Below are 26,802 nucleotides of genomic sequence, written 5' to 3' on the forward strand. Positions count from 1 at the left end.
ATGACGAAGCTCCCGGCGCCCCTTCGTCTCGCGCAACGGTCTCTCAAGGTCGCGCTCCCCCTGGTGCTGCTCGTCCTCGCAGCGTCGTTCTTCGTGGACGAACCCCTCCGCCGCAGTATCGAGCGCCGGATGAACGACAGGCTCCCGGGCTACGACGTCCGCCTTCCGAAGCTGCGCGTGCACGTCTTCTCGTTCTCGATCGCGCTCGAGGGCCTCACGGTGAGGCAGAAGGCGCACCCCGAGCCCCCGGTTCTCCACATCGAGCGCCTGACGACGAGCATTCACTGGCGCGCGCTGCTTTCGGCCCGTCTCGTAGCGGACGTCCTCCTGGTACGGCCCCGCGTCGACATGGACCTCGTCCAGCTGCGAGAAGAGGTGAAGGACGGGGTCCCCGTGAACGAACGGGGCTGGCAGGAGGCGCTCCAGGAGGTCACCCTCCTGAAGATCGATCTCTTCCGGGTCGAGGACGGCACGGTCACCTACGTCGACGCCGACGCGGCTCGTCCCATTCGCCTGACCTCCCTTCGGATACGGGCAAACGACATCCGGAACGTGAAGTCGAAGCCCGACGTCTACCCGTCGCCCATTCACGCCGAGGCCACGCTCTTCGGGTCGGGCCGCGGCACTCTCGACGGTCACGCCAACTTTCTGGCCGAGCCCTACCCGGGCTTTCGCGCCCTCTTTCGCCTCGACGCGGTTCCTCTCGACGCGCTTTCCCTGCCGGTCCGATCGCACACGTCTTTCGTTCTCGCGGGCGGAATCCTCGCCGCAGCAGGGGACCTGGAAACCTCCCCGGCGGTGCGGAATCTCCGGCTCTCGAAGCTCTCGCTGTCGGGCGTGACGCTGGACTACGTGCAGGCGAAGGCCGGGTCCGCCGAGCCGAGCGCCGCGGCGACGCCTCCGCCCGCGACGGCGGCGGCGAAAGCGAAGGGGCCGCCGCCGCCGGAGCCGGAGTGGGCCATCCGGATGGACAAGATCCTGATCTCGTCGAGCGAGCTCGGCTTCGTGAATCGCGCGACGGACCCGGGGTACCGCGCGTACTTCTCCCGGCTCGACGGCTCGATCTCGGACCTCGGAAACCACGCGTCGGGGGCTCGGGCGTACTACGACCTCAGGGGGCGGTTCCTCGGAAGCGGAGAGACCAAGCTCACCGGGTCCTTTCGGGAGGGCTCCGAGAACCCCGATTTCGACGCGAACCTGAGGATCGAAAGCACCGACATGACGCTCATGAACGACCTGCTCCGGTCCTACGGGAAGTTCGACGTGGTCGCCGGCAGATTCTCGTTCTACTCCGAGCTGAAGGCCCGGGACGGCAACATCGAGGGCTACGTCAAGCCGCTGTTCAAGGGAATGGACGTCTACGACCGGAGGCAGGACCGGGACAAGTCGGTCTTCCGCAAGGGCTACGAGATGCTGGTCGGCGGCGTCGCCGGGCTCCTGAGGAACAGCGAGAGGAAGCAGGTGGCGACGGTGGCGACCGTCTCCGGGCGCCTCGACGAGCCGGACACGAGCGGCTGGCAGATTGCGGTTCGCCTCGTCGGGAACGCCTTCTTCCAGTCGATCCTGCCCGGTTTCGACCGCGAGCTGGAGCGCCTGCCGGCCAAGGGGAAGAAGGATGAGAAACGTTCCGCTCCCGGCGCGCCCGTTCCCGCCGCCGGGACGCCGTCGCCCGTTCCCGGATGATGGGAATGGCCCGGATCGTCCTCGTCGTCTTCGCCGTGCTGCTGGCCTATGCCGCGTTCCGGGCCCGTCAGGGCTGACGCTCCCTCCCTCGTGCCGGAGGGAGGACGGCCCGGACCGTCTCACTCGTACCGGAGAGCCTCGATCGGGTTCAGCGCCGCCGCCGATCTGATGGGCCTCGCGGAGGAGGACGCGGATCTCCTCCTGCGCGGCCGGGAGGTCTCCCTCGGAGGCGGTGCTCGCCAGGATCTGCGGAATGCGCGGCCTCAGGGTGAGGCGGGTGGCCGCGGTCGTGTACGGCACGAGGATCACGTCGTCCGAGTCGCTGCCGCTCGCGGTCTGGCCCTTCGGCGCGAGGACGCCCATCACCATGAAGAGCAGCGCCGCGATCTGGCCCGAGACTGGGTGCCAACGCTCACGGTCGTGAGCCGGAACCCGGGCGGGGACTTCCGGGAGGCGACGCGGTAGATCCCGAAAGCCGCGCCGGAAGCCACCACCACCAGGCTTCAACCTTCGAGGGACTTTCTGTTCAGGAGCTTCTCTTCTCCTCGAACGCTGTCATCGATTCAGTCGGGTTCACGGCGTTCTCCGCTGGTTCTTACCGGGCCTTCTTTGCGCGAGCGGGATCCCAACCGCTCGGACCGTCCCTGGGGGACTCCCCCTGGTAATCCTTTCAAACGCACCCGGAGCCCCGTTCCTCCAAACCCTCCGTGCCGGGTCCTTCATCTCTGAAAGTCCGTGCGCACCGCCCCGGCACCGCTCCGCAACTCTGGCGCGTCACTTGCGTCCTTACGTTCGTCCATCCCGCGCTGCATCGCGGCGGGAGGGTGGATCGAAAGGGGCCCCCGCCCCGAGCCGGTCGAACCGGTACGAGAAGGCGCGCCATGAAGACCGAGAGTCCGGCCAGGACGCCCGACGGCACCCGAAGGAGACGACCATGAAAGCGTCTCCCGGTACCCGGGCTTCGTTGGCCGGAGCCGCCCTCATCGCGGCGCTGGTCATGGCGCCTGCGTTCCGGACGCACAAGGGGATGCAGGACGCCGCGGCGGCGCAGCAGGGAGCGGACTATCGGGCTCACGTACGCACGCTGATCGCCCTGATGGCCGCCGCCTCCCTGGGCACGGTGCTGTCGACCCTCGCGTTCGTGCACCTCCTCCCCAGGAGCGCCCTGCACCGCCCGGAGAGCACCGGCTCTCTCGAGACACGGAACCTGCCCGAACTCCAGGAGGAGACGAACAGGGCCCTGCGCAACACCAACCACGCCCTGCAGATCAGCGAGGCGAGGCTTGCCGTCACGCTCCACTCCATCGGCGACGCCGTCATCGCCACCGATGCCGAGGGTCGGGTGACGCTCCTGAATCCGCTTGCCGAAAAGCTCACCGGCTGGACGCAGGCCGAGGCCGCCGCGCGGCCGGCGGCCGAGGTCTTCCGCATCGTCGACCGCGACACCCGTCAACCCTCCCCGTTCCCCCTCGAGGAATCCCTCGCGCATGGCACGCACCAGCGCCTGGCGAAGCACACGGTCCTGATCGGGCGAGACGGGAGCGAGCGTCCGATCGCGGACAGCTGCGCACCGATTCGCGACCCTGCCGGTCAGGTGGTCGGCGCCGTGCTGGTGTTCCGCGACGTCACCGAGGAAGCGGCGGCGCAGAGCGCCCTTCGGGACAGCGCCGGTGTGCTCCAGACGATCCTGGATACCGTCGCGGACGGCATCATCACCCTCTCGGCCGACGGCGGCGTCGTCGAGACCGTCAACCCCGCGGTCGAGCGCATGTTCGGCTACGCCGCCGACGAGCTCCTCGGACGCCACCTCAGCCTGCTGATCACCGAGCTGAGCCGCGACCACGACGGCCGTCCCCGGGAGCGCCTCAGCGCGATCGACGAGGCGTACGCCAGCGGTCTCGGGCGGGAGGTCGTGGGTCACCGAAAGGACGGCAGCCTCTTCCCCGTGGACATCACCGTCCGCGAGATGTCGCTGCGCGGGAAACGGTGTTTCGCGGGCATCCTGCGTGACCTCAGCCGTCGCAGGCAGGCGGAGGACGCCCTGCTCAAGGCGGGCGCGCTGCAGAACGCCATCTTCAACAGCGCGAACTTCTCCAGCATCGCCACCGACGAGAAGGGCGTCATCCAGATCTTCAACGTCGGCGCCGAACGCATGCTCGGCTATGCGGCTGCCGACGTCCTGAACAAGATCACCCCGGCCGACATCTCCGATCCGCTGGAGTTGATCGCCCGCGCCGAGTCCCTCAGCAAGGAGCTCGAGACGCCGATCCAGCCGGGATTCGACGCCCTGGTCTTCAAGGCGTCCCGCGGCATCGAGGACATCTACGAGCTGACCTACCTCCGCAAGGACGGCAGTCGCCTGCCGGCCGTCGTGTCCGTCACCGCGCTCCGCGACGCCCAGGACGCCGTCATCGGCTACCTGCTGATCGGCACCGACAACACCGCGCGCAAGCAGGTGGAGGCGGAGCAGGAAAGGCTCGGTCAGCGCCTGCGCGACCACCAGTTCTACACGCGCTCGCTGTTCGAGGCCAACATCGACGCGCTCATGACGACCGATCCCGGCGGCATCATCACCGACGTCAACAATCAGATGGAGGCGCTCAGCGGTTGCACGCGCGAGGAGCTGATCGGCGCCCCGTTCAAGCGTTACTTCACCGACCCGGCCCGGGCCGAAGCGAGCATCAAGCTCGTGCTGAGCGAGAAGAAGGTCACGAACTACGAGCTCACCGCGCGCTCGAGGGACGGAAGGGATACGGTCGTGTCGTTCAACGCGACCACCTTCTACGATCGGGACAGGAGGCTGCAGGGCGTCTTCGCCGCTGCCCGCGACGTGACCGAGCGCAAGCGCCTGGACCAGGCGCTGCAGGACAAGAACGTCGAGCTGGAGAGCGCCCGGGCCGTGGCGGAACGGGCCAACCTCGCGAAGTCCGAGTTCCTCTCCAGCATGAGCCACGAGCTGCGCAGCCCGCTCAACGCGATCCTCGGTTTCGCGCAGCTGATGGAATCCGATTCGCAGCCGCCCTCCCCCGCCCAGACGGAAAGCATCGCCCAGATCCTCCAGGCGGGTTGGCACCTGCTGACGCTCATCGACGAGATCCTGGACCTCGCGAAGGTCGAATCCGGCCGGGTGCCGTTGTCGCGCGAGCCGGTGTCCCTCGCGGAGGTGTTGCTCGAGTGCGAGGGCATGCTCGAGCCGCAGGCGCAGCAGCGGCACGTCCGGATGACGTTTCCCCGGCTCGACGCGCAGGTCTTCGTCTCCGCCGACCGGACCCGCGTGAAGCAGGTCCTCATCAACCTCCTCTCCAACGCGATCAAGTACAACGTCCGGGAGGGCACGGTCGCCGTGACCGTCGCCGGATCGGCCCCGGGCCCCATTCGCGTGAGCATCGGGGACAGTGGCAAGGGACTGACCCCGGAGCAGCTGCCGCAGCTCTTCCAGGCATTCCAGCGGCTCGGCCAGGAAGGAGGCGCCGAGGAGGGCACGGGCATCGGTCTCGTCGTCGCCAAGCGGCTCGTCGAGCTGATGGGAGGCACCATCGGCGTGGAGAGCGAGGTCGGCGTGGGAAGCGTCTTCTGGTTCGAGCTGGAGTCCGCCCCCGCGCCGCACTTTCACGCGGCGGCGGCGGACGCCGCGCCGCCTGAGAAGCGGACGGACTCCGGCACCTTCCGGCTGCACACCCTGCTCTACGTCGAAGACAACCCCGCCAACCTGAAGCTGGTTCAGCAGATCATCGCGCGCCGTCCCGACATCCGTCTGCTGACCGCCGTGGACGGGTTGAGCGGCGTCGCGACGGCGCTCTCGTCCCGCCCGGACGTGATCCTGATGGACATCAACCTGCCCGGCATCAACGGTTTCGAGGCCCTGGACCTCCTTCGCTCCAACCCTGGCACGGCCTGTATCCCCGTCATCGCCCTCAGTGCGGGTGCGATGCCCAGCGCCGTCCGGCAGGGCGAGAGCGCCGGGTTCTTCCGTTACATGACCAAGCCCATCAGGGTCCGCGAGTTCCTGGCGACGCTCGACCTGGCGCTGGACCTCGTCGCGGCGCGCTCTGCGGAAGGGCCGTAGGACTCTGCAGGGTGCGTGGTGAATGACTCGGACGTTCTCGGCGGCAAGCTCCTGATCGTGGACGATCAGGCCGTCAACGTCCTCCTGCTCGAACGGATGCTGGGTGGCGCCGGCTATTCCTCGATCGCGTCCACGACCGACCCCGCCGAGGTGTGCGCCCTTCACCTGAAGAACCATTACGACCTGATCCTGCTCGACCTGCAGATGCCCCTCATGGACGGATTCCAGGTCATGGAGGGGCTCAGGGAGCTCGAGCCGGACGGCTACCTTCCGGTGCTCGTCGTCACGGCGCAGCCGGGCCACAAGCTCCGCGCGCTGCAGGCGGGCGCGAAGGACTTCATCAGCAAGCCGTTCGAGCTGCCCGAGGTGCTCGCGCGCGTGAGGAACATGCTGGAGGTGCGCCTCCTGCACCAGAGGCTGCACGCGAGCAACGACCTCCTGGAACAGCGCGTCCGGGACAGGACGGCCGAGGTCACCCAGAGCTACCTGGAGCTCATCCTCACGATGACGCGCGCGGCGGAGCACAAGGACGAGAACACCGGCGCCCACGTGCGACGCATCAGCTACTACAGCCGCGAGCTCGCCGGCGCGCTCGGCCTGAACGGCGAGTTCGCCGACAGGATCTATGTCGCGAGCCCCATGCACGACATCGGCAAGATCGGGATACCCGACCACATCCTCCTGAAGCCGGGGCCGCTGACGGCGGAGGAGTGGGTCGTGATGAAGGGGCATACGACGATGGGAGCGAGGATCCTCGGCTGCAGCAAGTCCCCGTATCTCCAGATGGGCGCCGAGATCGCGCTCGATCACCACGAGCGCTGGGACGGCGGGGGCTACCCCAACGGCAAGAGGGGCGAGGCCATCTCGATGGCCGCGCGGATCATGAACGTCTGCGACGTCTACGACGCCCTCCGGAGCGCCCGGCCCTACAAGCCCTCCTTCGACCATTCCAGGACCGTCGGAATCATGACGCGCGGCGACGGCCGGACCCAGCCGGAGCACTTCGACCCGGCCCTTCTCGCCGCGTTCCAGCGAGACCTCCCGGCGTTCCGCGAGATCTTCGAGACCTACGCGGCCTAGCAGCGTCCGGCTCGGCACGCTGTTTGCGGTCGTCATCGGCAGGAGGTTCCAGCGATGAGCAAGACCAGGACCAGCGGACCGGCGACCGCCGTGATGGCGGAGACGGCTCCGAATCCCGTTCCGTTGAAAGCTTCCCCGGGAAGCACCGTCGACCCGTCCAGCGAGAAGGACTACTGGCACGTGAACTACATGACGCGCCCGTATTACAAGGAGGGCATGAGCTTCGGCGACTACGAGGCCGCGTACCGCTACGGGTGGGAGAACGCCGGGATGCCGGAAGAGATGACCTTCGAGATGGCCGAGAAGGCGCACCTCGAAGGAGGCTGGACGGCCGTTCGAGGCACGTCGCCGCAAACGTGGACGGACATACGCGAGGCGGTTTGCGACGCCTGGACCCACGCTCGCCGAACTCCCTGACCCTGCCCTGCCTCATACGCGGCAGACCTTCACGAAGGCTTCCACGACCTCCGGGTCGATGCCGATCCATCGCGAGGCGGTACCGGTCCTCGCGTGCGCGCCGGGCCCCGGCTCGACGGCTGATTCCGGTAATTGCTGCACCGGAGACGGCACGCTTTTCAACCCGGCAGACCACGGGCGCCAGCCCCCGGTCCCTTCCGCTCCGACCCCGCGAACCCGTGTGCGGCCGGGGTCGTTTCGCGTGGCCGGCCCTGCCCCGCACGCGACTGGCACCGTTCCTGCTCGGGCGGGCCAGGAGATTACTCATGCACATCACGAAGCTCGCCTATCTCGTTCCAGCCGGACTCCTCGTCTTCGCCACCGCCTGCGGCCCGAAGGCCGACACCATCGAGAAGAAGTCGGAGTCGACGACCCAGACGTCCGAGGGCACCGTCAAGACGACGAACGAATCCACGCAGGTGGGTACGACCCTCGAGGCGAAAACGGAGACCTCGGTCGACACGGCCTCCGGCACCGTCAGCTCGACGACCGAGACGGTCATCGGGACGATCACCGTCTTCGAGCCCGGCAAGAAGCTCGAGGTGATGACCGGCGAGAAGAAGATGCACACCTACTCGCTCGACGACAAGGACATCGTCTTCTCCCTGGAGAGCCCCATTGCGGTAGGAAAGCGCGTCACCGTGGTCGAGCAGACCGGCGACGACAAGGTCCACCGCGTCACCGTGAAGCTGGAATCCTAGAGATCCAGCCTTCCACGCCGCCCTCCCCCACGCTCCCGCCGAAACAGGAGAGATCGCGATGAAATGGGTCAACATGTACTTTCTCGGATACGTCATCCTGCTCGCGGGGATCGTCGCGGCTCTCTGGAAGGTCGGTGCGCTGGAGCAGGTCGGCGCCGGCTGGACGGCCATCGGGATCGTGATCGCGATCGGGATCGGGATCATGGTCTCCGTCGCCAGCAGCGGAAACAAGGAAACGGTCCAGATCGAGAAGTGATCGCCGGGCGCCGACCGGGAGCAGGAGGCTCAGATGGGATACGTGGAGAAGAACCTGCTCGCGGGTGAGGAGGTCCTTCTCCGGCCGCGTTATCACCCGGTCCGGTTCCTCTCCGGCGCTCTCGGCGTCCTCCTCGGCGGGCTCGTGGCCCTGGCGGCTTTCGCCCTGCCAGGGGCCACGGGGTACTCCGTCCTCACCGTCGCCGCGGGCGCCTTCATCGCCGTCGTCGGTCTTTTCGCCATGGGCCTGCGCGCGCTCGTGGATTCCTTCGACGAGTTCGCGATCACGTCCGTCCGCATCATCAAGAAGACCGGCATCCTGACCCGGCGGGTCTCGCAGATACCGCTCGACAAGGTGCAGGACCTGAGCCTGGTCGCGACGCTCTGGGGACGGTGGCTCTCGTACGGGGACGTCGAGGTCCAGTCGGCTGCCGAAGAGGGGCCGATCGCGTTCCGGCGCATCCGCGATCCCGAGGCGTTCCGCAACGTCGTTCTGAGCCGCCGGGCGGCACCGCCCGCCGCCCCGGCGTCGCGCCTCCCGACGGCGGAGGAAAGGCTCGGGAACGTGGAGCGGCTCTTCGCAGCCGGCACCCTCACCGAGGCCGAGTACAGGACGAAGCGGCAGGAGCTGATCAGCGAGCTCTGACGAGGAGCGGGTACGGGTTGACCGGCGTGCCGCCCCACCACTTCTTGTCCGCGTCGAGGATGTTGACCGCGAAGTGGAGGTGGGGAGCGTCCTGACGCGCGTTCCCGGTCGCCCCGACGAAACCGACGAGGTCTCCCCTTCGGAGAAGCTGTCCCTCGTGGAGCCCCGGGGCATACCCGTCGAGGTGCGCGTAGTAGAAGCAGTACCGATCCCCCACATCGAACTGGTAGACGGTCAGGCCGCCCCGCACGCTCGTGAAGAGCTTTCGCACGACCCCGTCGTCCACGGCGAGAACGGGCGTCCCGCGCGGAGCGAGGATGTCGATCGCGTCGTGCGAGCGGGCGGCGCCCCGCGATTGCGTATAGGTGTCCTGGAGGTCGCGCAGATCCAGCCCCGCGACCGGAATCAGGAGCCCCCGCGGGAGCAGGTCGGAGCGCGCGTCGTCTCCCGCCGGACTCCCGGGTACGGCCACCGGCGCGGGCTTGGGGGCGCTGGCGGTCGGACGGGTCGGACGGGGCGTCCGGGCTCTCGGCGCCAGCACCGGCTTCCCTTCGGATACCTCGTCGCGTTCGGCCCGCACGAGGCACCAGGTCAGCGGCACCAGCAGCGCAGCCCCCAGCAGGAGGGGGATGAGCCTGGCGGATCTCACGGGCAGCGGCTTCATCCGGTCACCACCGCGCGCGCGACCCGCGCGTGTCGACGTGGACGACCGGCCCGTGCGCGGCCGTCGCCGGATAGACGCTGACCCCTCCCACGAGGTCGGGATGGGCCTTCTCCACCCTCTCGGCGGCCTCCGCCACGATGCGCGCATCCCCAGGACCCACGCAGCCGTCGCCGTCGAGGTCGTCGATGAGGCCGTTCCCGTCGTCGTCGGGATAGACGTCCGCCGAGTCCCCGTACATGTGGCGGGACACGGCCGAACGGCCGCCCGACCCGACCTCGCGTGCGTTGTACCGCGGCGTCCGGAACCCGCTCATGACGTGGAGCCCCTTCACGGGATGCCCGGACTCGCCCAGCGCCGCGATCAGGAGCTCGAGCTTGTCGACGAGCTTCAGGTCGAGGACGAGGTACTTCGGCCAGACGCCCGGCTGGTCCTTCGTGAGGAAGTCGCCGAGGCGGAAGTGCTCCGACACGCGGCTCGCGGCCGTCGCCCTCGTCACCTCGATGAATCCGCGCGGCAGGGCGTACGCCGCACGGCCGGCCGCATAGGCGGCGGCGGGAGACGCATCCGTCGCGCCGCTCTCGTTCGGCCAGCTTCCGAGAACGTACGCGCCGATGCGGCCGTCGCGCTTGTCCGTGAACGGCGTGAGCAGGATGACGCTCGCTCCCCTCTTCGCGTGGGCCGGCGGCCAGCCCGCGGGCCACTCGAAGGGATAGATGCCGGGCTTCTCGATGGTCACCCGGAGGCCTGCGCGTTCCAGCTCGTCGAGCCCCTCCCGGGTCTCGATGAACGCCAGCAGCTTCCCCGAGCGCCCTCCGATGTCCCGGAAACGCGCCGGAAGCCGCGCGTCGGGCGGTTCACCGGACGCAGCGCCCGGGAGGGCGAGAAGCGCGATCGCGAGGCCGGCGAGGACGCACAAGGGCGGCCTCACTTCACGAGATGCGCGGGAGCTCCCGGTGAGACGAGGCCGCCGAGCTCGCGGGCGTCCCAGTTCGTCAGCCGGATGCAGCCGTGGGAGGTCTTCCCCCCGATGGTCGCAGGCTCCGGCGTGCCGTGGATGCCGTAGTGCGGCTTGCTCAGGTCGATCCAGACGACCCCGACCGGGTTGTTCGGCCCGGGCGGGAGCTTCGCCTTCTCGTCGCCCGGCTCGGAATCCCAGAAGAGCTCGGGGTTGTAGTTGAAGCTCGGATCCGTGGCGACTCCGTTGATCTTCCACTCCCCGAGCGGGAGCGGATCGTGCTCGCTCCCGACCGTCGCCGGGTATCGCGCCAGCACGGCTCCGTCGGGACCGACGGCCACCGCCGAGTGATCGCTCTCGCTCACCCGGACGGTGATGCCCTTCGCCTTCTCGAGCGGGACCCTTTCGACGTTCGGAACCTGAATACTGGCGCCCGCGTCGAACGCGGCACCCGGGTTGAGCGCCCGAAGGAGCCCCGGGCTCGCGTGGAACCTTTCCCCGAGCGACTCGACGACCGACTCGAAACCGAGGGCGCTCAGCTTCGCCCGGTCGGGTGTCTCCAGCGGGAGCTTTTCGAAGGGCCCGACGACGTCGCCGGGGGTCAGGACGTACGGGACGACGACGGGCGCGGTGTCCCGGTTCAGGGCGGCCCAGGTCTTCGCATCCACCTTTTCACCCCCCCCGAGCCGATGCGCTTCGTTGAAGGCGGCCACCGCCCTCCGCGTGTTGCCCCCGTAACGCCCGTCGATCTCTCCCGGCGAGAAGTGGGTGCGGTCGAGGAGGACCTGGACCCTGAGGACGGACGAGCTCGAGGCGCTGGCCGGCGCGAGGCGCGGCGTTCTCGACGCGTCGTTCGCGCCGGACGAGCTGAGGCCCGACCGCGGGTTACGTGCGGCCTTGCGGGCCGTCGTGGCGGCGGCGGACTGCAGCGGGAAGACGCAGAGCAAAGCGAGAGCACAGGTCTGGAGGAATCTCGGGTCATTTCTCACGCCTCTCCTGGCGCAACACCGATGCCACCGGCGCCCGCGGACCATCGCGGCCTCCCGGGCGAGAGAAGACCCTCGCGGGCGTGGTCAGTGGCGCGGTTCGTGCTCTGAGAGAGACGGAGTGAGCTCGATGACCCGATTCGGACCGAATACGTTGAAATGAGAGCCCGAATGCTGATCGCGGGCGGCGCCGTCGCCCTCCTGGCCCTCGGCTGGGGAGGAGTGAACCGGCTCCGGAGAACTGCGGACGGAGGCGTCCCGCGCCGGCCGGATCCCTCGCTCACGGAGCACTTCGCCTCGAGGGTGACTGCGGCGGACCACGCGGCCGCGCTGGCGGCGCGCACGAGAGCGCCCTCGTCCGTCGTCTCGCCGGCGAGCCTTCGGACCGACACCGGCATGCTCAGAAGCGGTGCGGAAGCCGTCGTCGTGCGCCGTCCGCAGTCGCCCCTCGAGCTGCAGCGGTTTCGAAGCGTCACCTCGATGGAGATCCTGGGGCCTGCCGGGCGGGAGGGAACCGCCGTTCTCACCGATCTGAACCCCCGCATCAACGACGGATACGTTCTCGAGCTGATCTGGAGCGATGGCGAGGAGACGCGGCTTCACCTCGAGAACGCCCGTCCCGAGATCAACCGTCTCGTCCTCGATCCGGGCTTCCCCTCCGGCCTCGTGGTTGCCGGACCCGGCAAACCACGCCCCTGCGACCTCTGGTCGGCCCGGGTCCCGGAACGGATGCAGGAGCTCGAGAAGAGACGGCGGCCCTACACCGCGCTGTGCGACGGCGACGTCCTGCTCCGGCACCGGACGCAGGGCTCCCGCACCTCGCGGGAGTGGGCGGCCGATTTCCTGCGCAGCAACGTGCCCGGCGGCGAGGGGCTGACCGCCCTCGTGAAGAACACCCTCTATGCCGACGCATTCCTCGAAGAGGCCCAGCTCGCACCCGGCGCGGCCCCCGTCCGGGAGCCGCCCGACGGTCCGGACTTTCCCCGCGCAGCGCTGGTGAACCCGCTGCACCGGACGGACCGGCTCGTCTCGCGCGAGCTGGGGATCACGATCGCCGAAGGCGGCGCGCCCGTCGTCGGAAGGTGGTACCCGGCGACCGCCACTCCCGGCGTCTTCGTGAGCCTGATGACGCCCGGGCGCGTCGCGGGAGAGGTCCTGGAGAAGAGCCCCGTGCGCGCCCTCGACGCCACCGAGTCCGGCGCGCTGGTCTACCTGATCGCCTTCGACCTCGAGCGTTTCGATCTCGGGTTCGGACTCGGCACGGACCACCCCGACGTCGGGTGGTCGGAACGCGCGCTGCCCGCCGTACGGACGCCGGCCCGGCCGGGACCGGACGGCTTCTCCGACCTCGTGCCGCTGGAGCCGACCGGGTTCGTCCCGCCGCAGGTCGCCGACAGGGTGATCGCGACGTTCGCCGGCGGCTTCAAGCGCGCTCACGGCGCCTTCCGCTCCGGCGCGCTCGCCCGCGTCAACGCGGGCAGCCACTACGGTTTCGTGGAGGGAGGTGTCGTGATGAGCCGCCTGCAGCCCGGCCTCTCCACGCTCTTCGCGCTCGACGACGGGAACGTCGCGATGAAGACGTGGTCGCGCGCGGACGACGCCCTTCTCGAACGCGTCCGCTCCGCCCGGCAGAACGGCGTGCCCCTTCTCGAGGTCGAGCCCCGGACGGGCGAGGTGGTCGCGGGCGCGCTCGTCGGACACTGGGGAGAGGGCAACTGGGGGGGATCGCAGGACTCCAGGCTCAGGTCGGTCCGGGCGGGCGCCGGCATTCAGGAGTGGAACGGGCGGCGGTTCCTCGTCTTCGCGTACTTCTCCAGCGCCACGCCGTCGGCCATGGCCGTGGTCCTGGCCTCGTACGGCTGCCAGTACGCCATGCACCTCGACATGAACGCGCCCGAGCACACCTACCTCGCGCTCTACCGGTCCCGTCAGGGCCGTCTCGACGTCGAGCACCTGGTCCGCGCCATGAGCGTCCTCGACAAGACCTCTGGAGGCACGACCATCCCCCGCTTCCTCGCGGTCGCCGACAACCGGGACTTCTTCTACCTGATGAGAAAGCGCGCAGGGAGGCCGGCCGAACCGCCAGGCGCGGCGAGGGCCGAGGCCTCCCCTGCCACCCCGGCCGCTCCGGCCGCTCCGGCCCCTCCGACATCCATCGTGGCGAAATGAACCGAGGACCCCGCTCCCCTCTCGCCTGGCGGGTCCACGCCGTCCTGGCGGCCGTCCTGCTGCCGGCGTCGTTCGCGGCCGCGACGGTCCTCGAAGACCGGAACGATGCGATGCTTCTGAAGCTCGAGAAGTCCCACGGGTACACCTCGAGCCAGATGACCGCCGTTCGGCGCATCTTCGAGCGCTCGCGTTTCGCCGGCCAGGGCAACCCCGCGATCTCGAAGCATCCGCTCACCCTCGAGGAGTGCCGGGATCGACGCGCCGCCCAGGCCGTTCCCGACGTGAACCCGCTCTTCGCGAAGGTCTGTGGCGGCCCCTTCATGGCGCCGCTCTTCGACCCGGCCAGGGAGACCCCGGAACAGGCGCGCTCCTGCATCGACCAGTTCGAGTTCCCCGACATCCCGTGCGAGGTCCCGGTCGTCTGGATCCGCGCCGGCGAGGCCGCCGAGGTCTGCGAGGCGCTCGGCAAGAGGCTCTGCGACGCGCACGAGTGGGAAGGGGCCTGCGCCGGCGCGCTCCTGGCGCCCGACTATCGATTCGGCCCGGACGCCGGAGGGGACGCCGGGGCGGCCGTGGGCCGGATGCGCGCGACGCACAACCGGGCCCGCCACGCCGGACAGGTCCTGGTCCTACGGTCCCGCCTTCCGGAAAGGCGTCTGCGGAACGTCCAGTCACAAGACCCCGGGTTGCCCGGGCGGCGGCTGGGAGCGGTGCGGCTCGAACACGTTCCCGGCAGGCTCCTTTCCCGAGTGCCGGAGCTCTCTCGGCGTCTTCGACCTCCACGGCAACGCGGCCGAGCACATGAACCTTCCGCTCGACGAGAGGCAGATGTCCAGCCGCGGCAGCCGGACGCTGGGCGTGACCGAGATGAAGGGAAGCTGGTTCGCCTTCGACGACTTCAGGGCGCACGAGGACTGGTGCCGGTGGCGCGCCCCGTTCTGGCACGGGACGAGGGTCCTGGACCCGAGGAGCCACGCGAACTACCACCTCGGCTTCCGGTGCTGCAAGAGCCTGCCGCCGCCCTGAGGGGCCGCAGCTCAGCTCGGACCGAGGAGGCGACGGGCGTTGGGGTCCGGCCCTTCGTCGCTCAGAAGACCCGCCCGGGACGGATCTTCGAGGACGTCGAACACCGATCGCGCCTCACCGTCCACCAGGACCGTGCTGCTCACGAGGCGGATGCCGTGGCTGTAGTCGGCGTACCGTGCTTCGTGAACCGTGCTGAGAGGCTGGATCGCCTCGCCGTCGGGACGCAGCCAGCCGTAGATCGCCACGCGTCCCGGGTACGACGCGAGGCGGGGCGTGATCACGACGTCCTTCTTGGTCCCCGAGACGAGCGTACCCGGCGCGAACCGGCGCTGCTGGCGATCGATCGTCTCGTTGTGGGCCTTGAAATAGGCGACGGAGGTCATCGCCCTGCAGGCGGGCATGGGATGCGGATCCAGCTTCGCCTCGGCCTGGACGTGGATGGTGTTCACGATCTTGCGGGTCGGCAGGGTGAACCCGAACTTCCGGGCGACGGCGAGGGCCTCGGGGAGCCCGAGCGGAACCCGGACGAAGTCCTCGTCCGAACCGACGGCGAGGTAGTCGGGCATGACCCACACGACCGCCCTCACGAGGGCGCCGGAGGGACCCGGCGTGCTCGTCACCACGGACCGGAGCTGCCGCAGGGCGCTCGGGATGTTCCCCTCGAGGAGCTGCTCGACGAGCACGCGCGACCGCTCCTCCCGGCTCGACGACGCGAGGCGCGCCATCAGCTGCGAGCCCGTCAGAGCGAAGGGGGTACGCGGGGGAATCGAGGCGACGAGGTCCACCGGGAACCGGGCGGCGGGGGCCGCGAGTGACGTCTTCGCAGGGGCCCCGACGAGGGCGAGCGCGGCGATGCCGACGAGTCCGCCCAGGGTCAACCGCCTCCGACACGCCATCGGCCTTGCACCGTACGCGCCGCGGACCGTGAAAGCAATCAGCCGGTGAGGCGCTTCACCTCGGTGCCACAGCGTCAGGCGCGCCCGAGAAGGCGCCTCTTCATCTCTTCTTTCGGCGGATGCGGGCCGACGTAGACGAGGAGGAACGCGTCCGCGAAGTCCTTCCCTTCGAACGCGGTCGTCGTCCCGTCCGACATCCTGATCGTCGAGCCCTTGCCGGGCTCGTACGTGAAGGTCATCCGGTCTCCACTCTTGAAGTCCTTGATGGCCAGCAGCATCTTCGCGATCTGACCCCGGGCCCGCCTGCCCTTCTCCCCCGCGTTTCTCGCGAAATCCTGCTCGAGCGGCGTGACGAGCTGTTCCCGGCTCACCGCCCGGAGGAACTGCAGGATCAGGACCTTGGGAACGTCCGGGCCGACGACGGCCTCGGTCTCGTGGGCCGGCACCGGAAGGTAGAGAGCCACGACGTAGACCCGGATCACGAGCTTCTTCAGGAGGGCCGTACCGTTGAGCTTCAGCTGCCGGCCACCCGCCTCGACCGTCTCCGGCAACGTCACGCCCGCGATCCGGGCCGCCGGAAGCGGCCGCGCCATCAGGAGGCTCGCCAGGGAGGTGGCGAGCCACAGCGCCGGCCGCTTCCGGATGCCGATCATGCCTACGGGAGCCGCCGGGCGATCTGGATGGCCGGGTCGTTCGTGATGTTGTCCGCGACCGTCGCGTAGACGAAGGCCGAGCCGGAGGTCACGGTGACCGTGACGCTCTCGTCGCCCGTGAAAGTGATTCCTTCGAAGAACTCCGCCGCGGACCGCTGGATGTAGTAGGTGGCCGGGTAGTTCTGGGTGAACTTCTTGAGCTCGCTGCCATAGGCGTCGCGGAGCGTGAAGGTCAGGGTCGCGCCGGAGTCGAGGGTCCTGAGACCGACGCTGAAGCGGAACTTCTGGAAGTCCGACGGCGCGAGGAGGACGCCGGAATCCCCGCCCGACAGCGCGTCGCCGGGAGGAAGGCCGTACTCCGTGACGCCCGTCGTGCCCAGCGACCCCGCGTCGTTGTAGACACGAGCCCTGATGACCGGGGTGGCGCCGCCCTCGGGGACGACGTCGAGGCTCCCGTTTCCGGTGGTGCCGATGAGGCCGAGCACGTTCGGGAACTGGAGGGTCTGGCGCGGCTGCAGCGTATAGCGGACGAAGGAGTCGCCCGCCGAACCGCTCCGCTCCTTCGGGTGGTAGACGAGCCTGCCGAACGCGAGGCTCCCCGACGGGTTGCTGAGCTGCACCGCCGTCCGGTAGAAGGCGCCGTTGAGACCCGGCGAGGAGACGACGGTCACGATCGTGGCGGCCACCTCTCCGGGGAGCGGGCTCGGCGTGACGATCACCTGGACCCGGCTCACGGTGGCGCCGCCGAGACCCGTGACCGTGAGGGTGTACGTCGTCGTCGTCATGGGGTGAACGACGACCGAACCGGAGGTCGGAACCGGTCCGACACCCTGGTCGATCGACGCGGAGTCGCCCCCGGTCGTGGACCAGCTGAGGGTCGCCGCTTCACCGGGCGCGACCGACGCGGGGCTGGCCGAGTAGAAGTTGACGATCGGGAGCTCCGCGCTGGAGCCGCTGACGGTGACGGTCACGGTGTTCGAGTAGATCTGCTGGGTCGTACCCTGGTTGAACGCCCAGGCCCTGTAGCTGTAGGTGCCGGGAGCGAGGCCGAAATCGATCTCGGAGAGAACGGTTCCCGCCGGACAGATGTCGTAGAAGTACTTCGTGTCGATCTGCCGGAAGTACCCGTCGGCACCCGCCCTCTCGAGGACGACGGCCGCGGTGCGCGAGTCCCCCTGCGTGAGCGACAGGGTGACCTGGTTCGCCGCCGTTCCCGATATCGCGATGACGGGAGGCGACGGGGGCACGACGAACGAATCGTCGAGCCAGGACCCGGGTGCCGACACGTCGCAGTCCTTCACCCGCACCCAGAACTGGTAGACGCGGTCGGCCGTCTCGAGTGTGACGGTGTGGATCCTCGAGGTCGTCTCCGCGATCACCGTGAACGCGGAGAAGGGCGAGCAGTAGTCGCCCGCCACCGCGCGCAACACCTGATACGTCGTGTCGGCGGCGGCGCCCGAAGGGGCGTCCCACGCGTACGTGACCTGCCGCGGGAAGTCCTGCGAGCTGTTCACGAAGCGGAAGTTGGGAATCGTCGTGCCCGGGGGGCAGGGCTGGGCCGCTGCCGCTCCGGCCACCAGCAACGCCAGGACGAGAGAGATGCGGGTCACGGGGCTGAGGAGCCCCACCCGTCCCATAGCTTTCATCGGATCCTCCTCGAAACCGCGCATGCGGCTGTGTCGCGCTCGCGCAAGGGTCGTGCCGGCATCACGGGGCGGAGCTTCTCCGCCCCGGCCCGTACGTCGACTACCCTCGCCGGCCCCTCCAGTAGAAGCCCCCGCCCCCGAACAGGAGAATCAGGACGACGATGATGAGGATGGTGTTCGTGCTCATGGGTATTCCCTCCTATGTCGACGAGGCTGGAGCACGGAACGTGCCACGACCAATGGCACGTGGACTGCTTCGAAGGGCGGAGGGAGCAGCGAGCACAATGAGCACGACAGTCCCCACAGAGCGTTCCGTCGAAGTTCTGAACTCCCTTCTCCGGGGCGAGATCTCGGCCCAGGAGGCCCACGAAAAGGCCCTGGCGCTCTCGGCCGACATGACGGCGAACGAGACCGCGGAGATCCGGCGCATCTCGGCCGAGCACACCCGGTCGGCGGAGGCCCTGCGCACGGAGGTCTTTCGGCTGGGAGGCCAGCCGGCCGGCTCCGCCGGGGCCTGGGGCGCGTTCGCGAGGGCGTTCCAGTCGTCCGCGAACATGCTGGGGGTCTCCACCGCGTTCTCGTCCCTGTGCGAGGGTGAAACGCACGGCCTGAAGGAGTACGAGGAGGCGCTCGAGACCGCGTCGGGGCCCACGAGGTCGCTCCTTCAGGACGTGCTGATACCGAACCAGAAGAGGCACATCGCCGCCCTGGACGTCATCGGCAACCGCCGCCGCGCGGGCTGACCTGGCGTCGCCCCTCCCGCGCGCGCCGTCGGGGCGGCCGGCTGGAGGAAGTGCAAAGGCCCGGGCAGCCTTTTCAAACGCCCGCCCATGGCAGGGGAATAATGGTGTCGATGCGCTTCCGCGTCATGACCTACAACATCCACCGCGCGATCGGCATCGACCGGCGCTTTCGTCCGGAGCGGGTCACCCGCATCATCGGGACCTACGAGCCGGACATCGTCCTCCTGCAGGAGGTGGACGACGGCGTCCCGCGCTCCCGCAGGCTGAATCTCGGCCTGGAGCTGGCGCAGAGCACGGGGTATCCCTACCTCGCCATCGGGCACAACGTCACGCTCCGAAAGGGCCGCTACGGCAACGCCACCCTGAGCCGGCATCCGATCCTCCTGGAGCGCAACATCGACCTGACCATCGGCACCCTGAAACGGCGCGGCTGCCAGCACACGGCCATCGCCCTCGGCGATCCCGGGGGTCGCACCCACCGCCTCGAAGTCTTCAACCTGCATCTCGGTCTCTCGGCCCGCCAGCGAGAGCTTCAGGTGGCGCTTCTCGCCCGCTCCCGCGAGCTGGCGTCCCTGCCGCCCAGCGCGGCCTGCCTCGTGGGGGGCGACTTCAACGACTGGCGCTCGCAGCTCACTCCCGTCTTCACCGGACCGATGCAGTTCCGGTCCGCGACCGAGAGCACGGCCAGAGGCGAGAAGACGCTTCTGACCTACCCGTCCTTCTTCCCGAGGGGTCCCCTCGACCGCATCTACTACCGAGGGCCGCTGGCGCTCTTCGCGGCGAAGCGTTGCCGGCTGCGGATCTCGCGGATCGCCAGCGACCACCTTCCGATCGTCGCCGACTTCGAGATCCGCTGACTACAGGCGGAAGCTCGCGAAGAGGCGCCACTCGGACTGCGTGGCGGTGCCCTCGTGGAAGGCGGAGTAGGTCGTTCGGCGGCTGTACCACGAGTATCCCGCGCCCATGCCGAACGAACCGGTGACCGGGAGGCGCGCACTGGCCCGGAAGAACTGCAGCGTGTTGCTGGACGAGGTCCCGTTCGCGGTGTGGGCCCAGGCGAGCCCGTAGCCCAGCCGGAGGATCTCCCGCTCCTTCCGGTAGAGACGGCCCGCCACGCGCAGACCGCCGCCGGGCGCGAAGTCGTAGGTCCGTCCGGTTTCGGGGTTCAGGAAATCGGTCGTCTGGATGGCGGCGAGCGGAAACGCGATCGCGGTGACGTCCGTCCCCACGTGGAGGTTCGTCCCCACCTGGTACCGCGACAGCAGTCCGGCGCTGAAGATCTGCGCCGCGAAGACCTGCGACTCGTTGTTGAAGTACTCGTACTCCTGGAAGACCCCGAGGATGTGCCGCAGACGCCCTGTGTGGTCTCCCAGCTCCCACCCTCTCAGGATTCCTCTCCCTTCGATGCGTGTGATGCCCGAGCCCGCCGAAGCGATGTCGGCCTCGAGCCAGAACGAGTCGAACGGCTTGCGGATCTCGCCGGCGAAGGGATCGCCGTAAGCGGCAGAGACGGAGATCACCGCCTGGTTCGGGCTCTCGGCCTGGTTGCTGATGTGCCGGTATCCGAGGTCGCCCACGACGTTGAAGCGGCTCGGGAAGCGTTCGTCCGGGTTCGGGTAGGAGCCGGACATCTCGCCGTGGACGAGGCGGTTGAAGGCGCCCATCGGGTCCACGATCGCGCCTCCGAGCTCCCGCCAGAAGCGCTCCGAGCCGCGCGCCCGGTTGTCGCGGAGCATTCCGCCGATACGATGGGCCATCTCGCCCCGGGACATGCCGCCGAGGGTGGTGTTCACGAGGTCGTTGAGAGCGGGCTGGGTGTTCTCCATGAAGAACTCCCACGCCAGGCTGCCGAACATGGTGAACGCGCCCGACTCCCAGTAGCTGTAGCCGTTCGACCGGGCGGCGTTGAAATAGAGGCTCCCGTGGAACGGGTGCATGGACTGGTTCATGTCGAACGAGTCCTGGTCGAAGCCGAAGCCGTTCCTGAAGTTCTCCTTCACGGTGTCCATCGAGATGTAGGCGAACTCTTCCTCGGTGACGTAGCGGCTGAAGGCCCAGGGAAGGAGCTCGGCCATGACGATCTCGCCCGCGGCCGCATAGAAGCGCTCCGGCGGGATCGGGCGTCTCGACGGCGCCGCCAGGACGGCGGAGGAGGTCGTCGACGCGGGCGCGGCCGGGAGATCCCCTATGCGCGGTCCCCCGAACCGGTACGACAGGCCGCCCGTGACCTCGGCGCTCGAGTAGAGGTCGCTGCTGGAGCCGTAGCACCCGAGGCTTCCACAGACGGCCGTGTCCGTCGCGGGACTGGCGCTTCTCCAGCGGTACCGGCCGTCGACACGCAGGGCGAGGCGCTCGCCCAGGTAGAGCTTTCCGCCAATCGCCACGTTCGCAACGAACCCCGTCTCCGCCGTGCCGGCAACACCTGGAAGGTCGGGGTGCAGCGTCATGGCCCCCGCCCCGAGGCCCATGTAGCCGCGCATCCGGCCCGCGCCGAACCCGTAGAGGCCGTTGACCTCCCAGGTCGTGACGCCGACCGGCGCCGACGGCGCGAGGGACGCCCCCGTCGTCGGATCGCTCGCTTCCAGGCGCGGGGTGGCCCGCGACAGGGTCAGCTCGAGACTGAACCTGCGATCGATGCTGTACGCACCCCGCAGGCCGTACGCGGTGCCCCGGCCGATCGCGATGTCGGTGCCGGGGTCCTGGTAGATACGGGTCCCGTAAGAGCTGCCCGCGAACGCGCCGATCTCCCACCGGCCGTCATCCTGTGCCGCTGCCGGACACGCGACGAACGCGGTGCCCGCCAGGAGCGTCGCGGCGAGCCATCGTCGCAGCATCGGGGTCATTTCTCTCCCTTGCACGTGCACCCGCCCTTCAGAAGTCGAGCGTCGCCGACACGCCGTACGTGCCCGCGCCGACGACCGGAAGCAGGGTGAGACGGGCGCCCGTGATCTCCGGCTCCCTCTCGCCGGACCGGAGCCTGCGGTTGAAATGGACGACGGAGTGGCCGACGAGCGTCCCGATGGCCGCCCCGGCCACGACGTCGGTCGGGAAGTGCTTGCCGCGCCGAACGCGCTCCCAGGCCGTCATCGTCGCCAGGCCGTACGCCGCGGCCTTCACCCAGAACTGGTCATACGACGTCGCGATCACCGATGCGACGGCAAACGCCTGGGTCGAGTGGCCCGAGGGAAAGGAACGTCCCTCGAAAGGCTGGAAGGAATATGCACCCTGCTCTTCCGTCGGCCGCTCGCGTCCGACGAGGGTGCCGATGACCGGAGTGATCATCCCGGTCGCGATCAGGCTGGCCGTCAGCCCGTCCAGGCAGACGTTCTTCGCCTTCGAGTCCTTTCCGATCATCCCCGCCAGGTAGAACCCCCCGAGGAGCAGGATGGAGCCTCCCCCACCGATCTGGTCGTACATCTCGCCGGCGAAGCCGGAGCTTGGCCCGCGCTCGCGTGCGGAGTCGCTGAGCGTCTCGTCCGCAAGGGACAGCGTGGCGAGGGCCGCCGTGGAGCCCGCGAAGACGAGCCACTCGCGGCCCCGCCAGCGCGCCGGCGCCGACAGGACGTGCCCCGTGTCGAGGAGCACCATCTTCAGAAACGCCGGCGGACGGTACGGGGGCCGTCGCCTCCGGCGGCGAATCGGGCGACGCGGCTTCGACGATCGGTTCCTCGATCGCCGGAGCGGGCTGCTCGACGAAGGCCGTCCCGGCCGCGGCTCCGGAGGTGCTGACGGCTTGCGCCTGGGCGAGCGACGCTGCCGTGCAGACGGCGGCGGCAAGGAACGTCGCGAGCACTGGGACTCTCGCTGGTCGACGGCATCTCATGCCTGCGGACCTCGCACGAACCGTGCCGTGTCCGTCATCCGGGATTTCGGGCCGGAAGCGTCCCGGCGCTGGTGGCCCCCGGAGCGGGGGTCACGGGGCGCTGCCTGTATCGACTCGAGTAGACGGCCGTCAGCTCGGCGCCCAGGAGCAGGATGAACGACTCGTAGTAGACCCACAGGAGGACGACGACCAGCGAACCAGCGACCCCGAACTGCGCCGCTGCGGTCGTCCGCGCGAGATAGAGGCCGATCAGCCACTTCCCGACCGAGAAGAGGAGCGACGTGACGACGGCGCCCAGGCCGACGTCTTTCCACTCGAGGTTCGCGTCCGGCAGGACCCGGTAGATCAGGCCGAGAAGAACGGCGAGCACCAGGAACGACAGGATCTCGTTCGCGAAGGTCACGAGCGCCACTCGAAGCGGAATGTCCGCGGAGAGAAGGTCCGTGAGCGCCATCAGGCTGGCGCTGAGCACGAGCGAGACGAAGAGGAGAAACCCGACGATCAGGACGAGGCCGAAGGACACCAGCCTCTTCTTCAGGAGCGAGTGGAGGACGGATCCCGGCCTCGGCGCCACCTCCCACACGCGGTTCAAGGCCTCCTGAAGCTGGATGAAGACGGCGGTGGCCCCCAGGACGAGCAGCACGACCCCTGCCACGCCGAGGGAACCTGCGCCCGGACCTGGCCCGGTCGCCTTCACGAGAAGCGCGGCCACGGCGGTCCCCGTCTCGGGACCCATCACACCCTGCAGCTGGCGAATGATCTCCCGTCGGGCCTGCCCTTCGGCGAGGTAGCGCCCGGCGATCGAGAGGATGACGAAGAGCAACGGTGCCAGCGCGAACAGGGAATAGAACGCGAGGGCGGCGCTCTGGGTGTCGATCGCGTGCAGGGAACAGCGACGGAAGGTCTCGCCCAGGAACGCCAGGATCTCGCGAACGGCACGCCGCATTCGTCTCCCCTCTCCGGCTCGGCAGGGCCCGTCCCCGGCCCGTGCCCGTCGCCCGCCGGTGCGGCCGCCCCGCCTCGACGAAACGACCCCCCTCGAGAGCGCAAGTCCCCTGCCATCACCTCATCGTCCCCTTCGATCCGATCGGCTGGAGGACGGTCGGACACGGCACGCCTCTTGCGCATGTACCAATCGAGGTATTTGCAGTTGAAAGTCCTCGGTAAGTCCATCGCCGCAATGTCCTTCTTTCTCCTGTCGTCGATGCCCGCATCGGCCCAGGTGCACTTCCGGTTCGACATCCCGCTTCCCAGCCTCGAGGTCCGCGTCGGCCACCGGGCGCCACCGAGGATGCGGAGTGAAAGGAGGCCTCACCGCCCGGGCCGCGACTATGTCTGGCTCGCCGGCTCGTGGGACTGGCAGGTCAACGACTGGGCCTGGATGCCGGGACGCTGGGAGCGCCCGAACCACAGCAGCAACCGCTGGGTGAAAGCGCGTTATGCCCGGCAGGGGAATGCCTGGCGCTACGAGCCGGCCCACTGGTCGCACCAGCGCGTTTTCGAAGGAAACGACTACCGCGAGTGGAAGTCGAAGAACGACCGGAACCGGGGACGCGCGAACGGACACGACCACGACCGCGACTGACGTTCGACGACCCGCCCCGCGCGCCTTCCGGTCCCCACGGCCGTCAGTCGGCGAACTCGCTCGACCAGCTCAGTTCCGCGCTTTCTTCCGGGTGGCGGTCTTCCCTTCGGCGGTCCTGCGAGATCTCGGCGGCGATGCCGGCGGCCTGCCTTGCGCCGACGCCGTGCGTCCGGCGCTCGTACTCTTCCTCGGCGCGCTCGTCGCCCTCCCGGAGGCTCGTGTCCGCGGGCCTCTCCTGCTCGCCGGGCAGGTCCACCCGGAGCTCCTCGACGAGCATCATCACCGTGGCCGCGACGGGAAGGGCCAGGAGAGCACCGAGGATGCCCATCAGAGTGCCTCCCGCCAGGAGCGCGAAGAGGACGACGGACGAGGGAAGGCGCAGCGCCCGGCCGTAGATGCGGGGAATCAGCACGCGGCTCTCGAACTCCTCGTACGCGGACATGGCGACGAGGACGACGACGACGATCACGGGCCCCCGCGGAAAGGCCGCGAGGACGGCCGGCCCGACGGAGAGGAGGGGTCCGATGTACGGCAGGACGTCCGCGAGGCCGGCGAACACCGCGAGGGCCAGGGCGTTCTCCACGCCGCAGGCCTTCAGGAGGACGAACGTGAAGACCGACATCAGGAGCGACGTGATCATCTGCCCGCGGATGTACGAGCCGACGATCGTCTCGAGGTTCATGACGATGCGGGAAAGGCGTATGTGACGCGAACGGGGAACGACGGCGAAGAGCCCTCCCCGAAGGCGATCGCGGTCCACCATGATGTAGAGCGCCAGGAAGAGGGCGCTCAGCCCGTACGCGACGACCTCGAAGGCCCGCATCGAGAAGGCCAGGGCCCTCGCTCCGACGGCGCTCGTCAGGGCGTCGGGCGGGAGGCCCCGAAGCCAGGTCGCGAGCGGGGCGGTGAGGCGGGAGGCCTCCAGGTGACCCGCGAGCTGCGCGCGCAGCGCGGGCTCGTGCTCGATGAGGCCGGTGGCCTGCGCCACGAGCGTCGGGATCGTCAGGGCTGCGACGAGAACCGCGAGGACGAAGAAGACCGTGAAGGCGATCGCGATGCCCAGGCCACGTGCGACCCGCTTCTCCTCGAGCCAGCGCACGGCCGGGCTCAACGTTCCGGCGACGACGAGAGCGGCGACGAGAGCGAGGAGAACGGGCCAGAGCCTTATCAGCAGCCAGAGGCCGGCGGCGACCAGGATGAGGGCCCCCACGGACTTCGGCGTCACCTCGAACCGCACGGGACGGTCCGGATCGACTGATGCGCCCGTCACTCCCGCTTCGAGCATGGCCGCCCTCCGTTCAGTCGGTGAGCCGGGAGGCTCGCACGATGAAACGGTTCGGTGCGCTTCCCACGTAGCCGAACGGATAGCAGGTCACGAGAGTCAGGACGGGGGCTGCGGAGGGAGCGAGGACCCTCAGCTCCTCCGGTTCGACGACCTCCGTCGCGTCCACGCGGTACTCGTATTCCCGTCCGGGGGTCCGGAACCGGATGACGTCGTCGACCCGGATGTGCCGGAGCTCCCGGAAGAACGAATCCCGGTGGCCGGCGAGAGCCATGTTCCCTCGCTCGCCCGGACGGGCCGTGCCGGGGACGCGTCCCACCGCCACGGACAGGGTCGCGTCGTCGTCCCCCTCCCGCACGATGGCCGAAACGCCGATCCGGGGGATCTCGATCCGGCCGAGGACGAGTGGATCGAGGCCGGGCGCCGTCCTCGTCTCCACGGAAGAGACGAGGACAGAAGCCGGAGCCGGGCCGGCCGCCGTCGCGATGCGCCCGTCCAGATCGGAAAAGGCGCGCCCCTGGCGCGCCTGGTAGACCCGGGACCGAACGGTCGCCGCGGCGGCTCCGCCGAGGAGCGAGAAACCGATCACGCAGAGCGCGATCTCGCCTCGGCGAAGCCACAGCACGGTCCTATCTCCCCGTCACGCCGCCCGGATAGCGAGAGCGCGGAGGCCGAAGGCCCCGACGAGCGACAGCAGACCCAGCCCGGCGAAGAGAGGAATGCGGCTGGCCGTCTTCGGCAGCTGCTCGGAGGGACGCGCTTCGGCAACCGCGACGGGAGCGGGCTTCCTCGGGGTCTGGGCGGCCATCGCGTCGTACGGCTTCACGGTCCGGTCCGGGGTCACGACGAGGAGGGGGGCCGTCTTGTATTCCGTCTCCGTCACGGCGTCCGGAATCGCGATCACCGACTCCTTCGCCGCGGCCGCGAGCTCGATGGCGCGACCCTGCGGGTAGACGATGTCGTGACCGGTCGTCCGGTCGCCGGAGAACCACGTCTTCAGTGCCCGGGGCTGGCCGGGGGTTGTCGCCCACACGACGTAGCGGCTCTCAGGCATGACCTCGTCGTCCAGGATCACGTGCGGCCTGGAGAGGACCGTCACGAAGACCTTCGACCGGTCGGTCGTCGTCACCTGGAGCATGTCGCGGTTGGAGTCGATCAGGACGACCCTGATGAGATAGGTGCCCGGCTGCAGGGTGACGGTCCCGACGTCGAGCGGTTCCGTCAGGGTAAACGTCCCTTGCTGCGGATCGCTCTGAGCGAAGGCGGCGGGAGCGGTCGCCACCGCGAGGAGCATTGCGCACGCGCCCAGGGCGAGGCAGGACATCAGCTTCTTCATTTCGAGACCTCTTCTTCTTCCTCTGTAAGAGGAGAGACGTTGGGGGGACCGGAGACGGTCCGGCCGCCGGTGTATCGATGACGGTCGCCGGGTCGACCGCGATCCCGGAACGTGACGGATCTGCCCGGTCTGTACGGACATGCCAGCGCAA

General features: G+C 69.1%; 24 protein-coding genes and 1 pseudogene. 13 read left to right on the forward strand and 12 right to left on the reverse strand.

Going from position 1 to position 26,802, the window contains the following annotated elements; all coding sequences use genetic code 11:
* The 8 genes from IPN03_01850 (at position 1) to IPN03_01885 (ending at position 8,887) form a co-directional block, all read left to right on the forward strand.
* Positions 1-1,683, forward strand: coding sequence for a DUF748 domain-containing protein (locus IPN03_01850; GenBank protein MBK9372499.1), 1,683 nt, complete (start codon positions 1-3; stop codon positions 1,681-1,683).
* 253 nt (positions 1,684-1,936) lie between these two features.
* A complete protein-coding gene (locus tag IPN03_01855) occupies positions 1,937-2,107 on the forward strand; it encodes a hypothetical protein (protein ID MBK9372500.1) in 171 nt (56 codons plus the stop codon).
* 672 nt (positions 2,108-2,779) lie between these two features.
* Complete coding sequence (locus IPN03_01860; GenBank protein ID MBK9372501.1) at positions 2,780-5,749, forward strand: PAS domain S-box protein; 2,970 nt, start codon at positions 2,780-2,782, stop codon at positions 5,747-5,749.
* 15 nt (positions 5,750-5,764) lie between these two features.
* A complete protein-coding gene (locus tag IPN03_01865) occupies positions 5,765-6,829 on the forward strand; it encodes a response regulator (GenBank protein MBK9372502.1) in 1,065 nt (354 codons plus the stop codon).
* A 54-nt stretch (positions 6,830-6,883) separates the two neighbouring features.
* A complete protein-coding gene (locus IPN03_01870; protein MBK9372503.1) occupies positions 6,884-7,246 on the forward strand; it encodes a hypothetical protein in 363 nt (120 codons plus the stop codon).
* 305 nt (positions 7,247-7,551) lie between these two features.
* Positions 7,552-7,986 carry a hypothetical protein gene (locus IPN03_01875; protein MBK9372504.1) on the forward strand — a complete coding sequence of 145 codons (435 nt, stop codon included), beginning with the start codon at positions 7,552-7,554 and terminating at the stop codon, positions 7,984-7,986.
* 58 nt (positions 7,987-8,044) lie between these two features.
* On the forward strand, positions 8,045-8,242 hold the full coding sequence (locus IPN03_01880; GenBank protein MBK9372505.1) for a hypothetical protein: 198 nt from the start codon (positions 8,045-8,047) through the stop codon (positions 8,240-8,242).
* Between the two features lie 33 nt (positions 8,243-8,275).
* Positions 8,276-8,887: a PH domain-containing protein gene (locus tag IPN03_01885; protein MBK9372506.1), complete on the forward strand. Its 612-nt coding sequence runs from the start codon at positions 8,276-8,278 to the stop codon at positions 8,885-8,887.
* On the opposite strand, the gene IPN03_01890 is transcribed toward IPN03_01885, so the two are convergent.
* Genes IPN03_01890 through IPN03_01900 form a run of 3 tightly spaced genes read right to left on the reverse strand, consistent with a single transcriptional unit; the run spans position 8,874 to position 11,540 of the window.
* On the reverse strand, positions 8,874-9,551 hold the full coding sequence (locus IPN03_01890; protein MBK9372507.1) for a M23 family metallopeptidase: 678 nt from the start codon (positions 9,549-9,551) through the stop codon (positions 8,874-8,876). The genes IPN03_01885 and IPN03_01890 overlap by 14 nt on opposite strands.
* A gap of 4 nt (positions 9,552-9,555) precedes the next feature.
* Positions 9,556-10,467 (reverse strand): hypothetical protein, encoded by a 912-nt coding sequence (locus tag IPN03_01895; protein ID MBK9372508.1) that lies wholly within the window; start codon positions 10,465-10,467, stop codon positions 9,556-9,558.
* 8 nt (positions 10,468-10,475) lie between these two features.
* Positions 10,476-11,540 (reverse strand): murein L,D-transpeptidase, encoded by a 1,065-nt coding sequence (locus IPN03_01900; GenBank protein ID MBK9372509.1) that lies wholly within the window; start codon positions 11,538-11,540, stop codon positions 10,476-10,478.
* Positions 11,541-11,651: 111 nt separating this feature from the next.
* Here IPN03_01900 and IPN03_01905 point away from each other — a divergent pair, with 111 nt between their 5' ends.
* Positions 11,652-13,661, forward strand: a complete 2,010-nt coding sequence (locus IPN03_01905; protein MBK9372510.1) for a hypothetical protein — start codon at positions 11,652-11,654, stop codon at positions 13,659-13,661.
* A pseudogene (locus IPN03_01910) lies at positions 13,658-14,687 on the forward strand (hypothetical protein). Before IPN03_01905 ends, IPN03_01910 begins: the two are co-directional and overlap by 4 nt.
* Before the next feature lie 11 nt (positions 14,688-14,698).
* Here IPN03_01910 and IPN03_01915 read toward each other — a convergent pair.
* The 3 genes from IPN03_01915 to IPN03_01925 form a co-directional block, all read right to left on the reverse strand.
* Positions 14,699-15,583, reverse strand: a complete 885-nt coding sequence (locus IPN03_01915; protein ID MBK9372511.1) for a hypothetical protein — start codon at positions 15,581-15,583, stop codon at positions 14,699-14,701.
* Between the two features lie 74 nt (positions 15,584-15,657).
* Entirely contained in the window at positions 15,658-16,236 is a 579-nt protein-coding gene (locus IPN03_01920) for a chalcone isomerase family protein (protein MBK9372512.1), read from the reverse strand.
* Between the two features lie 2 nt (positions 16,237-16,238).
* Complete coding sequence (locus tag IPN03_01925; GenBank protein ID MBK9372513.1) at positions 16,239-17,882, reverse strand: hypothetical protein; 1,644 nt, start codon at positions 17,880-17,882, stop codon at positions 16,239-16,241.
* A 284-nt stretch (positions 17,883-18,166) separates the two neighbouring features.
* Here IPN03_01925 and IPN03_01930 point away from each other — a divergent pair, with 284 nt between their 5' ends.
* Entirely contained in the window at positions 18,167-18,625 is a 459-nt protein-coding gene (locus IPN03_01930; protein ID MBK9372514.1) for a DUF2383 domain-containing protein, read from the forward strand.
* 110 nt (positions 18,626-18,735) lie between these two features.
* Positions 18,736-19,482 carry an endonuclease/exonuclease/phosphatase family protein gene (locus tag IPN03_01935; protein ID MBK9372515.1) on the forward strand — a complete coding sequence of 249 codons (747 nt, stop codon included), beginning with the start codon at positions 18,736-18,738 and terminating at the stop codon, positions 19,480-19,482.
* On the opposite strand, the gene IPN03_01940 is transcribed toward IPN03_01935, so the two are convergent.
* From IPN03_01940 to IPN03_01950, 3 genes are all read right to left on the reverse strand, one after another.
* Positions 19,483-21,459: a DUF3943 domain-containing protein gene (locus IPN03_01940; GenBank protein ID MBK9372516.1), complete on the reverse strand. Its 1,977-nt coding sequence runs from the start codon at positions 21,457-21,459 to the stop codon at positions 19,483-19,485.
* A 37-nt stretch (positions 21,460-21,496) separates the two neighbouring features.
* Complete coding sequence (locus tag IPN03_01945; protein ID MBK9372517.1) at positions 21,497-22,213, reverse strand: phosphatase PAP2 family protein; 717 nt, start codon at positions 22,211-22,213, stop codon at positions 21,497-21,499.
* A gap of 269 nt (positions 22,214-22,482) precedes the next feature.
* Complete coding sequence (locus tag IPN03_01950) at positions 22,483-23,394, reverse strand: YihY/virulence factor BrkB family protein (protein MBK9372518.1); 912 nt, start codon at positions 23,392-23,394, stop codon at positions 22,483-22,485.
* A gap of 204 nt (positions 23,395-23,598) precedes the next feature.
* Between IPN03_01950 and IPN03_01955 the strand changes: the two genes are divergently transcribed.
* Entirely contained in the window at positions 23,599-24,033 is a 435-nt protein-coding gene (locus IPN03_01955; GenBank protein ID MBK9372519.1) for a YXWGXW repeat-containing protein, read from the forward strand.
* A gap of 43 nt (positions 24,034-24,076) precedes the next feature.
* Here the strand turns inward: IPN03_01955 and IPN03_01960 are convergent, their stop codons facing one another.
* The 3 genes from IPN03_01960 to IPN03_01970 are packed head-to-tail and all read right to left on the reverse strand — an operon-like array spanning position 24,077 to position 26,651.
* Positions 24,077-25,318, reverse strand: coding sequence for an AI-2E family transporter (locus IPN03_01960; protein ID MBK9372520.1), 1,242 nt, complete (start codon positions 25,316-25,318; stop codon positions 24,077-24,079).
* A gap of 13 nt (positions 25,319-25,331) precedes the next feature.
* Positions 25,332-25,940 carry a class D sortase gene (locus IPN03_01965; protein ID MBK9372521.1) on the reverse strand — a complete coding sequence of 203 codons (609 nt, stop codon included), beginning with the start codon at positions 25,938-25,940 and terminating at the stop codon, positions 25,332-25,334.
* A gap of 15 nt (positions 25,941-25,955) precedes the next feature.
* Positions 25,956-26,651 carry a hypothetical protein gene (locus IPN03_01970; GenBank protein ID MBK9372522.1) on the reverse strand — a complete coding sequence of 232 codons (696 nt, stop codon included), beginning with the start codon at positions 26,649-26,651 and terminating at the stop codon, positions 25,956-25,958.
* Positions 26,652-26,802: the final 151 nt, after the last annotated feature.

The sequence above is a fragment of the Holophagales bacterium genome, from assembly GCA_016719485.1.
Taxonomy (GTDB): domain Bacteria; phylum Acidobacteriota; class Thermoanaerobaculia; order UBA5066; family UBA5066; genus UBA5066.

Bases quoted from the DNA above. Each gene is read 5' to 3' on its own strand.
- IPN03_01850 (MBK9372499.1), top strand. From the start codon at position 1: ATGACGAAGCTCCCGGCGCCCCTTCGTCTCGCGCAACGGTCTCTCAAG.
- IPN03_01855 (MBK9372500.1), top strand. From the start codon at position 1,937: ATGCGCGGCCTCAGGGTGAGGCGGGTGGCCGCGGTCGTGTACGGCACG.
- IPN03_01860 (MBK9372501.1), top strand. From the start codon at position 2,780: ATGGCCGCCGCCTCCCTGGGCACGGTGCTGTCGACCCTCGCGTTCGTG.
- IPN03_01870 (MBK9372503.1), top strand. From the start codon at position 6,884: ATGAGCAAGACCAGGACCAGCGGACCGGCGACCGCCGTGATGGCGGAG.
- IPN03_01875 (MBK9372504.1), top strand. From the start codon at position 7,552: ATGCACATCACGAAGCTCGCCTATCTCGTTCCAGCCGGACTCCTCGTC.
- IPN03_01880 (MBK9372505.1), top strand. From the start codon at position 8,045: ATGAAATGGGTCAACATGTACTTTCTCGGATACGTCATCCTGCTCGCG.
- IPN03_01885 (MBK9372506.1), top strand. From the start codon at position 8,276: ATGGGATACGTGGAGAAGAACCTGCTCGCGGGTGAGGAGGTCCTTCTC.
- IPN03_01890 (MBK9372507.1), bottom strand. From the start codon at position 9,551: ATGAAGCCGCTGCCCGTGAGATCCGCCAGGCTCATCCCCCTCCTGCTG.
- IPN03_01900 (MBK9372509.1), bottom strand. From the start codon at position 11,540: ATGGTCCGCGGGCGCCGGTGGCATCGGTGTTGCGCCAGGAGAGGCGTG.
- IPN03_01905 (MBK9372510.1), top strand. From the start codon at position 11,652: ATGAGAGCCCGAATGCTGATCGCGGGCGGCGCCGTCGCCCTCCTGGCC.
- IPN03_01915 (MBK9372511.1), bottom strand. From the start codon at position 15,583: ATGGCGTGTCGGAGGCGGTTGACCCTGGGCGGACTCGTCGGCATCGCC.
- IPN03_01920 (MBK9372512.1), bottom strand. From the start codon at position 16,236: ATGATCGGCATCCGGAAGCGGCCGGCGCTGTGGCTCGCCACCTCCCTG.
- IPN03_01925 (MBK9372513.1), bottom strand. From the start codon at position 17,882: ATGAAAGCTATGGGACGGGTGGGGCTCCTCAGCCCCGTGACCCGCATC.
- IPN03_01930 (MBK9372514.1), top strand. From the start codon at position 18,167: ATGAGCACGACAGTCCCCACAGAGCGTTCCGTCGAAGTTCTGAACTCC.
- IPN03_01935 (MBK9372515.1), top strand. From the start codon at position 18,736: ATGCGCTTCCGCGTCATGACCTACAACATCCACCGCGCGATCGGCATC.
- IPN03_01940 (MBK9372516.1), bottom strand. From the start codon at position 21,459: ATGCTGCGACGATGGCTCGCCGCGACGCTCCTGGCGGGCACCGCGTTC.
- IPN03_01945 (MBK9372517.1), bottom strand. From the start codon at position 22,213: ATGGTGCTCCTCGACACGGGGCACGTCCTGTCGGCGCCGGCGCGCTGG.
- IPN03_01950 (MBK9372518.1), bottom strand. From the start codon at position 23,394: ATGCGGCGTGCCGTTCGCGAGATCCTGGCGTTCCTGGGCGAGACCTTC.
- IPN03_01960 (MBK9372520.1), bottom strand. From the start codon at position 25,318: ATGCTCGAAGCGGGAGTGACGGGCGCATCAGTCGATCCGGACCGTCCC.
- IPN03_01970 (MBK9372522.1), bottom strand. From the start codon at position 26,651: ATGAAGAAGCTGATGTCCTGCCTCGCCCTGGGCGCGTGCGCAATGCTC.